Source organism: Paenibacillus sp. FSL R7-0297 (assembly GCF_038009025.1).
Classification (GTDB): Bacteria; Bacillota; Bacilli; order Paenibacillales; family Paenibacillaceae; genus Paenibacillus_AQ.
The window spans coordinates 230,128-243,540 of sequence record NZ_JBBPAQ010000001.1; the positions used below are offsets into that span (position 1 = coordinate 230,128).

At 50.6% G+C, this 13,413-nt stretch carries 8 protein-coding genes; 4 read left to right on the forward strand and 4 right to left on the reverse strand.

The features are described 5' to 3' along the window. The first annotated feature begins 25 nt into the window (after window positions 1-25). Window positions 26-859: a hypothetical protein gene (locus MKZ24_RS00950; RefSeq protein WP_052415963.1), complete on the forward strand. Its 834-nt coding sequence runs from the start codon at window positions 26-28 to the stop codon at window positions 857-859. Between the two features lie 52 nt (window positions 860-911). Here MKZ24_RS00950 and MKZ24_RS00955 read toward each other — a convergent pair whose 3' ends face one another. The 4 genes from MKZ24_RS00955 to MKZ24_RS00970 all read right to left on the reverse strand — a co-directional run bounded on the left by MKZ24_RS00955 (window position 912) and on the right by MKZ24_RS00970 (window position 9,016). Further along, window positions 912-1,934, reverse strand: coding sequence for a carbohydrate-binding protein (locus MKZ24_RS00955; protein ID WP_340781030.1), 1,023 nt, complete (start codon window positions 1,932-1,934; stop codon window positions 912-914). Between the two features lie 235 nt (window positions 1,935-2,169). Continuing rightward, a complete protein-coding gene (locus tag MKZ24_RS00960) occupies window positions 2,170-2,739 on the reverse strand; it encodes an SF0329 family protein (RefSeq protein WP_042232498.1) in 570 nt (189 codons plus the stop codon). A gap of 377 nt (window positions 2,740-3,116) precedes the next feature. Further along, on the reverse strand, window positions 3,117-7,721 hold the full coding sequence (locus MKZ24_RS00965) for a fibronectin type III domain-containing protein (protein ID WP_340781032.1): 4,605 nt from the start codon (window positions 7,719-7,721) through the stop codon (window positions 3,117-3,119). Window positions 7,722-8,026: 305 nt separating this feature from the next. Further along, a complete protein-coding gene (locus MKZ24_RS00970; RefSeq protein ID WP_042232496.1) occupies window positions 8,027-9,016 on the reverse strand; it encodes a tRNA dihydrouridine synthase in 990 nt (329 codons plus the stop codon). A gap of 340 nt (window positions 9,017-9,356) precedes the next feature. Here MKZ24_RS00970 and MKZ24_RS00975 point away from each other — a divergent pair, with 340 nt between their 5' ends. From MKZ24_RS00975 to MKZ24_RS00985, 3 genes are all read left to right on the forward strand, one after another. Beyond that, on the forward strand, window positions 9,357-10,655 hold the full coding sequence (locus tag MKZ24_RS00975; RefSeq protein WP_340781033.1) for an MFS transporter: 1,299 nt from the start codon (window positions 9,357-9,359) through the stop codon (window positions 10,653-10,655). Window positions 10,656-10,859: 204 nt separating this feature from the next. Then, a complete protein-coding gene (locus MKZ24_RS00980; protein WP_081956362.1) occupies window positions 10,860-12,524 on the forward strand; it encodes a cellulase family glycosylhydrolase in 1,665 nt (554 codons plus the stop codon). Between the two features lie 82 nt (window positions 12,525-12,606). Beyond that, window positions 12,607-13,395 (forward strand): nucleotidyltransferase domain-containing protein, encoded by a 789-nt coding sequence (locus MKZ24_RS00985; RefSeq protein ID WP_042232491.1) that lies wholly within the window; start codon window positions 12,607-12,609, stop codon window positions 13,393-13,395. Window positions 13,396-13,413 lie beyond the last annotated feature (18 nt).

Here is a 13,413-nt window from a genome sequence, read left to right on the forward strand (position 1 = left end):
TGTTAAAAAATCAGGAGGTTTCTGAATGAAAAAACTACTTTCCTTGCTCACAGCTGTTGTAATGGTATTTCTGCTTACTACCCCAGTATTAGCAAGCACAAATACTAACGAAATCAATTCACAAAATGTTTCAATAAATCAACTGGAATCATCTGTTGACCCTTTAGCTTCTTTTAATCCGGATCCAAAAGAATGGTTAGAATGGTTTAATAGCTTACCTGAGGAAGTACAATTGCAAGTAAATTACAGACCTGCTGGATATACCTCCACATTCAGTAAAACAGCCTTACCAGCCAGTGAAATACCAATTAATGAAACACAGTACACTCAAAGTTCTTCTGAACCTAAGCAGGATTCCAATAAATCTGCAGAAGTCCAACGACTTGAAACCATGGTAACTGGAGGATACGAACATCCTTATAGCACCAGTGTTTGGGCACCATTGACAGATAAAGCGAATTGCTACGCTTATATGTTAAATACCTCTACCTATTCAGGCCACAAGTTACAACCAGGTGAAAAGGCAGGAAGTATTTTTTCAAGTTTAACAACAAACAGTATCATTACTGCAGCAAAAGCAGACATGCCTTACATGAGTAAATCTCTTCGTAGTTCTTCTTATAGCGAGGTTCCAGGTTATAGGGAATACAAAGTGGCATTAGTCATTGCTCCCAATTATGATTATCACTGGTATAGACAAGATGCTGACGGAGGCTGGTCACATAAACGCGGCCTGACCGCCATTGATTTCAGAGATGCAAGCGGCAACTCCGTTCGCAACCCGCAGACCGCTGATCGCAATTATGGTAATGGTCTCAATTATTCTACATTCAGCGGATGGTATATTATTAAATACTAGCTCGAAAAAAAGACGCTGCGGGGTAACTCCCCGAGCGTCTTTTTGCTTTCCCTTAATTCTGCCCTCCATACCCCTTATACGTCCCGTACACAGCATTCGCATACTGATCCGCCAGAATCGGACGCCCGTAGGAATCGGTAGCGCCCGGATACCAGTTGTCGCCTCCGTTATAGTGTAAGAGTCCGTTGTAGATATTTCCGAACCTGACAATCTTCTCATCGAGAATCAGTCCGCCTAAGGCTACCTGATCCTGTTCGCTGCTGTGATTATACGTGCGGCCGAATTTGGCGCTGAATTGGGATAGATAAGCATTGCGTGTGTTCGGTTCGACCTGCATCAATCCGTCACCGGCGGAGGGACTGCCCGGCAGACCTGCTCCGAAGCTGCTCTCCTTCTTGATCACCGCGCTCAGTAGTAGTGCGAAATCTCCGCCTTTCCCGAATGTATTGTCCACATTCATGACATAGGTCCAGATTTGACTGGGAACCTCGGAGGGCCTCGTTACCGAAGGATTCGGTGAACCCGTATAGATTTTTACGGAAGTCATCTTGTCATTGACACTGTCGCCGACCCAGGAGGAATCTGCCGTATAGGTCCACTTGGTTCCTCCGAAGTTATCGTTCTCATAGACTTCAACCGTCCAGCCGTTCGGAACCTTGAGCGAGGACATCCAGTCATTCGGAATTCCGGCAGCATTCAGCTGAGATAATACATAATTGCCTACGCCAAGGGTTACGGCGTTGCCTCCATAATTAATATTCGCATAGAAGATAACTCTATTCGTTGCCGGGGGTGTTGTGGGTGTTGGTGTCGGGGTCGGTGTTGTGGTGCTCCCGCTCTTCCATAGAGCAGGCACATTAGGCGGCTCCCAGCCTGTGAGGGAAGTATGTGCCTGAAGACAGGTATAGGTACCTCCGCTATAGGTTACGGTATCATTTACTGCATATGCCGTATTGGGAGCCCATGCTCCTCTGGCGGCCGCGTCTGCCTGCGGTAAGGCTGTGAAGAATAGGGATAGGAATATGGCTGCGACTACCAAGAGGGATAAGGCTTTGGCTGGAACTTTATTGATCAATCTCTTAAACCTCCTTTATTTAATTTACCGGTTTCGCCCATTAGGCGAACCACAGGTATATTGTATTGTCGTTTGTGAAAATAATTCCATAACTGATGAACTCTAACGGGTTGCCTCCATAACGAAATAGCTCCACTGACATTCGCCGTCAGTGGAGCTATCCAAGCCGATATTCCATGGAATACCGTTCCTATCGCATTACATTCTCTTATGGTTGCCTGCAACATATTACGCCTCACAACGCCCCCCGCCGCAGCTCATAGAAATACTGCACAGCCGGATGCTTCAGCTCCATTATCTCCGCCATACCCACGATCCGCTTTTTCCCGACCCGTCTGTCCACCAGCGCCAGAATATTGAGTACCATATCATTACTCTCCAGGCTCTCCTCAATAGGAGTCGTCAGGAACTTATTCGCCACCACGATGAAATTCGATTTAGTGAGAGCAGTCTGCGCTGACATTAGCTCTTTGGCGTGTTCTGTACTTTTTCGGCTTCTGGCCATTACGATCAGGCGATCCTCCGGCACTGGCCCCTTGGCAGCTTGTCTGACTGCTTCAATGTCGTCCTCGCTGACAGGAATCTGGAGATGCGGATCATTCTTAATCTCCAGCTCTGTCTGATACCACCTGATCCTGTTCGTTTTATCACCCATGTTGAGTACGTTCTTTTTATCCACCGAGATGTAACAGATCCCTGATTTATCCGCAAAATAACGGTAACCCGGTGCGCGGTATTCTACCCTTCCCTCTAACGCAGGACTGAGAAAACCCTCCAGTTGTTGCTTCAATTTGCTCCAGGACATGTGATTCCACCTTCCATAACCAACAAGAGGAAAGGCTCTTGGCTTGTCCCTTCCTATTCATCCGATCCTGATTGTCATTGCAATTACTCAGATGTTCCGCAAGATTGTCTTCATGCAGGCGATACAGATAGATTCTTCCCGCTTTAAGCTCGTAACGATAAACCTTTTCACTTAATTCAGGGGAATCCGCTATCACTTGCATTACCAAGATGAGAAACATAACTCATAATATCATAGTTATTGACTCTTTTTCATCCAAGCCCCTCCGCCCGTATCGATCCCCTTATATTCCACGTTATTTTTCCCACCAAAAGAAAAGGGTAATCCGTTTATGTCTCTTAGGACATCAAAGGATTACCCCCGCTTTTGAAAGGATACTAAATTAATCCCGACTCCTGAAGAAGCCGCTCCACAATCGCTGCCACCTCAGCTCTAGTCATGTAGTCTTTCGGTGCAACCTCTGTGCTGCTTCTTCCCGAGACAATGCCAGCCTGTATGGTGTCAGCAATACTGCTCCGTGCCCAATTGGAAACCTCCGCCGTATCAGCATAAGGAAGAAGTGCTGCTTCTACGGATGGATTAGATAGCTTCGCTTTTAGATTCGTGATCATCATCGCTTTGGCGATAATCACCATCGCCTGTTCACGGGTAATGTTGTCGTTCGGACGGAAGGTTCCATCTTCAAACCCGTCGATCAAGTGATACGTCTTAGCTGTATTTATAGCATTGTTGAACCAATCTGCAGCCTTCACGTCCGAGAAGGCACTCACACCATTCTCCAACTTGAGCCCCAATCCACGAACGATGATCGCTGCAAATTCAGCACGTGTAACATCCTGTTCAGGATTGAACATGCTGTTTCCTGTGCCCTCAATCACCATTCTTGACCCCATATCGTTGACAGCAGCTTTTGCCCAGTGGTCCGAGACATCACTAAATTCAAGCGGATGCCAGACAATCGAATAGGTACTATTCGTCAAGCTGTTTACCTTGGCGTAATATTTACCGTCGCTTGTAACTATCTTAGTGGGTACATGACGAACTGTTCCGTCCGGTTCAATTACAACTCCTGTCGTAATCTTGTTAGGATCAATCCCTTCCGGAATAGCGATAGTGCGTTCTACATAAACATTAAATTTAGATACTTCAACGGTTGTACCAGAACTTGTTGCTCTCACTGTAAAATCAATGGGTGGTGCTACCAAAGTAAACGATCCATTTGCCGCCGCATCCGCTACTTTTTTCATACTTTCTGCTGTCGGCACAGCAATTTCAATCTGAATGGTGATATCCTGCAAGGCAACTGCCTTACCAAATTGATTGGAGATCGAGTCAATATTAATTTGCTGTGCTGGCAGGACGTACGTTGCCCGATCCGTTTTCATCTCTAATACAGCCTGTTTATTTTCCATATTTTTAACCATTTGACCATTCAGTTCACCAACGACTATATCGGACTTCGCATTAACTGGAATGGTTACAATCGCATTTTGGCCTTCAGAGGCAAGCTTGTCGTCCAACTTTTTCTGGTCAATGGCAACTGTTGTCACCGTTTGATCATCCCGGTTGCTTGTTGTTGCCGTTCCCGCATTTTCCACCTTACCATTAACGAGAACATCAACGCCTGTTCCGGCCTGTGGTGTTGGTGCCGGTGTTGGTGCCGGTGTTGGTGCCGGTGTTGGTATAGTTACAGGTTCTGGAGGTGCCGTTGGGATAACAGCATTAGATGCACCAGAGGATACACTGCTGCCCGCTCCATTAATCGCCTTCACCGTAAATGTATAACTTATTCCATTCGTTAAGCCTGTCATTGTAACCGGACTTGCAGTTCCGCCCATAACTACGTTTCCTGGTGAAGCTGTCACTTCGTATCCTGTAATTGCCATTCCACCATTATCGGTTGGGGCTGTAAAGCTAATCACGGCCTGCCCGTTTCCAGCAGCTGCTGAAACATTCGCCGGGGCTGCTGGAACCGTAGCTGAAGTTACAGTTACCGTGTTCGAGCTTCCCGCGTTCGCTCCGCCTGTCACCACCAGCCGGAAGTCGTAACTCATTGCCGGACTTAATCCCGTCACGGTTGCTGTTCCAGCATTCGCTGCAATGGCACCCGTCGTCGCTGTGGTCCAGGTATTCGCTCCGGCTGGCGACTGCTGAATGATTACACCTGTTGCTCCGCTTGCTGCCGTCCAGCCAAACGTTGCGCTCGTGCTTGTCTTCGCTGTGCTTGCAAAGTCGGTGATTGGTTCGGCGTCAGTTGTCACACTTGCTGTGTTCGAGTTGCCCGCGTTCGCCCCGCCTGTCACCACCAGCCGGAAATCATAGCTCATTGCCGGACTTAATCCCGTCACGGTCGCTGTTCCAGCATTCGCTGCAATGGCTCCCGTCGTCGCTGTTGTCCAGGTATTCGCTCCGGCTGGCGACTGCTGAATGATTACACTTGTCGCTCCGCTTGCTGCCGTCCAGCCGAACGTTGCGCTCGTGCTTGTCTTCGCTGTGCTTGCAAAGTCGGTGATTGGTTCGGCATCAGTTGTCACATTTGCTATGTTCGAGTTGCCCGCGTTCGCTCCGCCGGTGACTACCAGTCGGAATTCATAGTCCGTTGCTGCGGTGAGTCCTGTCACGGTCGCTGTTCCAGCACTCGCTGCAATGGCTCCCGTCGTCGCTGTGGTCCAGGTATTCGCTCCGGCTGGCGACTGCTGAATGATTACACCTGTCGCTCCGCTTGCTGCCGTCCAGCCAAACGTTGCGCTCGTGCTTGTCTTCGCTGTGCTTGCAAAGTCGGTGATTGGTTCGGCGTCAGTTGTCACACTTACCGTGTTCGAGTTCCCCGCGTTCGCTCCGCCTGTCACCACCAGCCGGAAGTCGTAGCTCATTGCCGGACTTAATCCCGTCACGGTTGCTGTTCCAGCATTCGCTGCAATGGCTCCCGTCGTCGCTGTGGTCCAGCTATTCGCTCCCGCAGGAGACTGCTGAATGATTACACCTGTCGCTCCACTTGCTGCCGTCCAGTCAAACGTTGCGCTCGTGCTTGTCTTCGCTGTGCTTGCAAAGTCGGTAATTGGTTCGGCGTCAGTTGTCACACTTGCTGTGTTCGAGTTCCCCGCGTTCGCCCCGCCGGACACCACCAGCCGGAAGTCGTAGCTCATTACCGGACTTAATCCCGTCACGGTCGCTGTTCCAGCATTCGCTGCAATGGCACCCGTCGTCGCTGTGGTCCAGGTATTCGCTCCGGCTGGCGACTGCTGAATGACAACACCTGTCGCTCCGCTTGCTGCCGTCCAGCCAAACGTTGCGCTCGTGCTTGTCTTCGCTGTGCTTGCAAAGTCGGTGATTGGCGCTGCGTCAGTTGTTGCATTTGCCGTGTTTGAGTTCCCCGCGTTCGCTCCGCCTGTCACCACCAGCCGGAAGTCATAGCTCATTGCCGGGCTTAATCCCGTCACGGTCGCTGTTCCATCATTCGCTGCAATGGCTCCCGTCGTCGCTGTGGTCCAGCTATTCGCTCCCGCAGGAGACTGCTGAATGATTACACCTGTTGCTCCGCTTGCTGCCGTCCAGTCAAACGTTGCGCTCGTGCTTGTCTTCGCTGTGCTTGCAAAGTCTGTAATTGGCGCTGCGTCAGTTGTTGCATTTACCGTGTTCGAGTTCCCCGCGCTCGCCCCGCCTGTCACCACCAGCCGGAAGTCATAACTCATTGCCGGGCTTAATCCCGTCACGGTCGCTGTTCCAGCATTCGCTGCAATGGCACCCGTCGTCGCTGTGGTCCAGGTATTCGCTCCGGCTGGCGACTGCTGAATGATTACACCTGTTGCTCCGCTTGCTGCCGTCCAGCCAAACGTTGCGCTCGTGCTTGTCTTCGCTGTGCTTGCAAAGTCGGTGATTGGTTCGGCGTCAGTTGTCTCACTTACCGTGTTCGAACTCCCCGCGTTCGCTCCGCCTGTCACCACCAGCCGGAAGTCGTAACTCATTGCCGGACTTAATCCCGTCACAGTTGCTGTTCCAGCATTCGCTGCAATGACTCCCGTCGTCGCTGTGGCCCAGGTATTCGCTCCCGCAGGAGACTGCTGAATGATTACACCTGTTGCTCCGCTTGCTGCCGTCCAGCCGAACGTTGCGCTCGTGCTCGTCTTCGCTGTGCTTGCAAAGTTGGTGATTGGCGCTGCGTCAGTCGTTGCATTTGCCGTGTTCGAGTTCCCCGCATTCGCCCCGCCGGACACCACCAGCCGGAAGTCGTAGCTCATTGCCGGACTTAATCCTGTCACAGTTGCTGTTCCAGCATTCGCTGCAATGACTCCCGTCGTCGCTGTGGTCCAGCTATTCGCTCCCGCAGGCGACTGCTGAATGACAACACCTGTCGCTCCGCTTGCTGCCGTCCAGCCGAACGTTGCGCTCGTGCTTGTCTTCGCTGTGCTTGCAAAGTCGGTGATTGGCAAAGGGACAACTGCGTCGTCAATCACAATATTATTTATCCCGTGCCAGCTTGGCGCACTTGAATACAGATAGACTGTGTCTACGTTATCAAAATCTTCATTCAGTGAGACATTCTTGGATACAAATCCATCCATCATCTCATCTGTTTGAAATGAAGCGTTTGCAACTATAATTCCGTCGCGGTATCCAACCACGTCAATTGTAATCGGAACCGCCTCACCATAATTTGCATAAAGGAAACCATTGATCTGAAACTCTGCTCCGTCTGCTGACCATATCCCCATTCCCTTCCAGCCATTATTAGTTAGGTCCATATCATAGCTTGAAAGTGCATCGAAAAAGTCACCCGCATACGAATCCCCATGTACTAATGTCTTTGGAATTAATGTACCGTTAGTATCGCTGATATTAAAAAATTGTAAAGTAAGGTTAGGAATATTAAACGAACCTCCATCGCCATCCTCAGCAATGCCGTCGTCCCACACGCCTGCGTTAGTTTCAGTCGCGTTAAAAGTCACCGTTGATGAAGCCGTTGCGGATATAACCCCCATCATTTGAAAATTAGTGAGTCCTCCTGATAGAATGAGCATACAAAGGAGCAACATCAATGTCTTTTTTATTAATCTCATAGTATTAATAGATATCCGTCCTTTCATAGTTAGCTAAGACTAAGGTTTCGACATAAAGCTGCTTGTTCCTTTAAATTTTCCTTAAATATTTGGATATTTTTAACGCTAAGTCGGCTCACTTATGTGATAAAAACAGACAATTCTGTGAAAAAGCAAAAAGAGCCAGAGCTGCTACAGCTCTGACTCGATCATTTAACTATTTAAGAATTAAGGCTTCGATACGTAGCAGCTTAATCCCCAAGTCCCTCCGTCCCATCCTGTTCCTTACTCGCAAACTCATCCAGCAGCGCACGCACTTCACTGGTAGACTTGGTGTTCATTAAGTTATTTCTTAATTCACTTGCCCCGCGGAAGCCGCGGACATAAATCTTGAAGAACCGTTGCAGCGGACTGAATGAACGTGGCTTCTGCCCCGAATATTCATCATAGAGATCCAGATGCAGCCGCAGCAGATCAAGCAATTCCTCACTGCTATGTTCCTTCGGCTCCTGCTCGAACGCAAACGGATTCTGAAAAATCCCGCGCCCGATCATAATCCCGTCCACACCGTACTCTTCCGCGAGCCTCAGGCCGGTCTGCCGGTCGGGGATATCCCCGTTAATCGTCAGCAGGGTATGCGGTGCGATCTCATCACGAAGCTTCTTAATCTCCGGAATGAGCTCCCAGTGGGCATCCACCTTGCTCATTTCCTCTCTGGTGCGCAGATGAATCGACAGATTGACAATGTCCTGCTGCAGGATATGGGTTAACCAGCCGCGCCATTCGCCCAGGTCAGTGAACCCGAGCCTGGTCTTCACACTGACGGGCAGTCCTCCGGCTTTGGCCGCCTGGATAATCTCCGCTGCGAGCTCGGGACGGCAGATCAGGCCGCTTCCCTTCCCGTTCTCGGCTACATTGGCTACAGGACAACCCATGTTAATATCGATGCCCTTGAAGCCTTCCTCGGCCATGCCGATGCTCATCTGGCGGAAGTATTCCGGCTTATCCCCCCAGATATGAGCGACAATCGGCTGTTCATCCTCTGTATACGTCAGACGCCCGCGCACCGCATGATGCCCCTCCGGGTGACAATAGCTCTCTGAATTCGCAAACTCCGTGAAGAACACATCCGGTCTGCCCGCTTCACTGACGACATGACGAAACACAACATCCGTCACATCCTCCATAGGTGCAAGTATAAAAAAGGGGCGTGGTAATTCACGCCAGAAATTATTCGTCATGTTAATAACCTCTCTATGCTTATCAGGACAAATCTTTATCCTTAGTAGTAGTAAAACTAAACCAAATTATATCATAACCCCGTGAGAAACATACTTACCCTTAAAATTGGCAATTGTATAGTTATTTCCCCGATTCCATATGGTAAAATAAAGAAGAATTTACTTTGGGGTGAATTCAACTTCAGGCTTCAAGAAGGAGAATGAATATGAGAATATGCAGTGACAACGCTCCGTGCAAAGTCTGAACCGGACGAAACTGCACGGAGCGGACTACAGCTCGTCCGTTCGGCTTTGCACTTTCATTGAATCGTTAAGAATTCATTGAAAGAGGAGCAGAGTCATGATAACAAAATTCAAAATGAACCTCAGGGAGCTTCGTACTTTCCTGATTTTATGGATTACACAGTCCTTCTCGGCACTGGGCAGTGCAATGACCGCCTTTGCCCTGGTGATCTGGTCTTATCAGCAGCATGGATCGGCTCTGACCAGCGCTCTCTTGGTTATCTGTTCCTACGCACCTTATGTCCTGCTGAGTATCTTCGCAGGTGCACTGAGCGACCGGTGGAACAAGAAGGCTACGATGCTGATCAGTGACAGCTTTGCGGCACTTTGTACCGTTACGGTCCTTATACTGATGACAATGGGTAAACTCCAGATCTGGCATCTGTATCTGATCAATACCTTGACTGGCGTGATGAACACTGTACAGCAGCCGGCGTCGGATGTAGCCATCAGCCTGCTGGCTCCGCAGCAACACTACCAGAAGGTTAGCGGAATGCGGTCCTTTTCCAATTCGCTGGTTACCATATTGACGCCTATACTTGCCACTTCAATACTTTCCTTCACCAGTATCCGGGTTGTGATCCTGTTTGATCTGATTACCTTTGCCACAGCGTTCACGGTATTGCTATGCTGTGTCCATATCCCGCAGGTTCCACAGCGGAGCAGCACCGATAGCGAGACCTTATTGCAATCAGCTTCAAGCGGCCTGCGGTATCTCAGGGATAACCGGGGAATTCTGGATTTGATCCTTTTTTTGGCCTTGATCAATTTCACCGCCTCCATTTTCAATGCTGCCCTGCCCGCAATGATGCTCTCACGGACGGGTGGCGGAGAGCTGGCGCTGGGGATGGTCAACACCGTTACAGGGATAGCCCTGATGCTTGGGAGTATTTCGGTTGCTATCCTGCCGCCGCCCAGAAGCCGGGTTCGAGTCATTTGTAATTGCCTGCTTTTTTCCATGAGCACCGAGAATTTCTTCCTTGCCTTTGGCAGAAGCACGCCTATGTGGTGTTTGGGTGCAATCCTCGGATGGATATTCATTCCTGTTATGAACGCAAATATGGATGTGCTGTTCCGCTCCACAATTCCTATTGAGATGCAGGGACGTGTCTATTCGGCAAGGAATACCTTACAGTTTTTCACCATTCCTTTGGGATATCTGTGCGGGGGTGTTCTGGTAGACAGGGTGTTTGAACCCTTTATGGCAGTACAGCCGCTAGGCAGCCTGTGGGTTGCACTGGTCGGAACAGGCAAAGGCTCCGGAGCAGCTTTGCTATTCCTTGCAATCGGAATTTTCGGTGCATGTTCTTGTCTGCCGTTCCGGGCAGACAAACATATCTGGAGGCTGGAAGAATAGCTTCTTCTCCCCAAACTGCAATCAGCACAGGGCAGCCGTAGAGCTGCCCTGTGCTTTTCCATATCACCATATTCCAATCGCACTCACATTAACATAATGTTTCCAATTATTCATAATTAATCCTTATTCAGACGAATACGTTAACATCTTGATCGTATGCTATACAGTCTGACCTCACTGAAACCACTAAGAGGAGGAAAATGAATGTCGTTTGGGTTACGGAAACTCAGTGTATGGTTTGTAGCTTTGGTAATGCTGGCAAGTGCTTATGCGTATCCGGGTCATGAAGTGCAGGCTGAGGGTGCAACAGGCTATTACCACACCTCAGGCAACTCAATCGTGGATTCCGCCGGGAATCCGGCCGTATTCAACGGCCTCAACTGGTTCGGCTTCGAAACTGCGAACTACTCTCCGCATGGGCTGTGGTCCCGTTCCATGGATGATGTACTCAACCAGATCAAGACGGAAGGCTATAACCTGATCCGGCTGCCCTACTGCAACCAGATGTTCGATTCAGGCTCTGCAGCCAATAGTATCGATTATGCCAAGAATCCTGATCTGGCCGGTCTTACGCCGGTGCAGATTATGGATAAACTGATTGAGAAAGCCGGGCAGCGCGGCATCCGGATTTTCCTGGACCGGCACCGGCCGGACTCCGGTGGACAATCGACGCTGTGGTACACTGCGGCCTATCCCGAAACCCGCTGGATCAGTGACTGGGTGATGTTGGCCCAGCGCTACGCGGGTAACCCTACCGTCATTGGAGCCGATCTGCATAACGAACCGCATGGTACGGCAAGCTGGGGAACAGGTAATCTGTCCACAGACTGGCGGCTGGCCAGTCAACGGGCAGGCAATGCGATTCTCGCCGCCAATCCGAACTGGCTCATTATTGTCGAAGGCATTGAGACCAACGTTCAGGGCAACTCCAGCAGCTATTGGTGGGGAGGGAATCTGACAGGCGTGCGTAATTACCCTGTCACGCTTACTGTACCGGACCGGGTGGTCTATTCCCCGCATGATTATGGTCCCGGCGTTTCCCCACAGACCTGGTTCAGTGCTGCCGACTTCCCCAATAATCTGCCGAAGCTGTGGGACGATACCTGGGGATACATCAGCAAGGAACAAATCGCTCCCATCCTTGCAGGGGAATTCGGCGGACGCAGCGTGGATACTCTCTCAGTGGAAGGGAAATGGCAGAATGCGCTTGTAAGCTACATCGGCCAGAATAATCTCTACTGGACGTACTGGAGTCTTAATCCGAACAGCGGAGATACCGGCGGGCTGCTGCTGGATGATTGGACCTCCTGGAATGCGCCGAAGCAGGCTATGCTGGACCTTATTATGAAACCGGTCACCTTCACCCCTATTGGTGATCCAGGTGGACCTGGGGAAGGACCCGGGCAGGGCGACCCTCAAGCAAGCCTGCTCTACCGTGCCGGTGAGACGGGGACAGCCGTGGGCTCAATCCGGGCGAGCCTGCAGCTGAAGAACGAGTCCGGTACCTCTATTCCGCTGAATGAGCTTACAATACGTTATTGGTACAATCGAGATGGAAGCGCTGCACAGACCCTGGAATTGGATTATGCAGTCATCGGCAAAGAAAACCTGCTGACGCAAATCGTCCCCTTGGCTACACCGCGGACAGGTGCGGATACTTATGCGGAGATCGGGTTTACGGCAAGTGCAGGCTCACTCGCCGCTTCCGGCACAACCGGAGATATCCAGTTTCGCATTCACAACTCGAATTGGTCGAATCTCAATCAGGCCAATGACTACTCATTCCAGCCCGCCATCATCAGCTACGCCGCGAATGACCGCATCACGATCTATCATCAAGGCCAGCTGATTTATGGAATTGAACCCTAAATGTCTGAATTGACCATAGCTGGTGAGCCGTCTAATGGTTACGCTTAATGTGCAGGAGCACGTTAAGGGAGGATGAAAGAAGATGTATGCGCACCATAGACAGACGCTGGCGAAGCTGGTGGAGAAGCAGGAGAAGGATCCTTCCTGCCTGGCGGTAATCACCAGTGGTTCAGTAGCCCAGGGAACCGCCAAGGAGACCTCGGATGTGGATGTTCACCTGGTATTCACCGATGAAGCCTACACAGAGTATGACCGGAAGAATAGACTGTCCTACGTGGACCGGGAAGTCAGTACCTATGAAGGCGGATACGCCGATATCAAGGTGATCAACCTCCGGTTCCTGGAGCTTGCCGCGGGGCGGGGCAACGAGCCGACAAGGTATGCTTTTACCGGTTCAAGCGTTCTATTCTCCAGAATCCCGGAGCTGGGTGAACTGGTCGCCCGAATTGCGCTCTACCCTGAAGAGAGCCGGGAACGCAATCTGCGGGACTATTGCGCCCAGATCTTCCTGTACGCTTTCTATTTCGCCAAAGAAGCGGCCCGTAAGAACGACGCCTACCTGCTCGCTCACACAGCCAGCAACCTGGTCTTCTTCAGCGGGCGAATGATCCTGGCTTATAACCGCATGCTCTTTCCAAGCCACAAGGGACTGCTGGATGCCGTTGATGCTGCAGAAGCTAAGCCGAAGGACTTCCGTAAGCTCGCTGCAGAGCTGCTGCAGTCGCCCGGAGCAGATAAGAGTATGCGCTTCGCCGCGAAGGTGCTGGCTTTCTATAATCATGGCCTTACCTTCGAGCAGGCGCTGGGGATTTATGTGATCAACAACGAGCGCTCCTGGTTAGAGCAGCCCCCTTCCTTGCAGGACCGTTAACAACAAACAGCGACTCTC

Coding starts and splice junctions, on each gene's coding strand:
- MKZ24_RS00950 (WP_052415963.1), top strand. CDS start 26: ATGAAAAAACTACTTTCCTTGCTCACAGCTGTTGTAATGGTATTTCTG.
- MKZ24_RS00970 (WP_042232496.1), bottom strand. CDS start 9,016: ATGACGAATAATTTCTGGCGTGAATTACCACGCCCCTTTTTTATACTT.
- MKZ24_RS00975 (WP_340781033.1), top strand. CDS start 9,357: ATGATAACAAAATTCAAAATGAACCTCAGGGAGCTTCGTACTTTCCTG.
- MKZ24_RS00980 (WP_081956362.1), top strand. CDS start 10,860: ATGTCGTTTGGGTTACGGAAACTCAGTGTATGGTTTGTAGCTTTGGTA.
- MKZ24_RS00965 (WP_340781032.1), bottom strand. CDS start 7,721: ATGATGGGGGTTATATCCGCAACGGCTTCATCAACGGTGACTTTTAAC.
- MKZ24_RS00985 (WP_042232491.1), top strand. CDS start 12,607: ATGTATGCGCACCATAGACAGACGCTGGCGAAGCTGGTGGAGAAGCAG.
- MKZ24_RS00960 (WP_042232498.1), bottom strand. CDS start 2,739: ATGTCCTGGAGCAAATTGAAGCAACAACTGGAGGGTTTTCTCAGTCCT.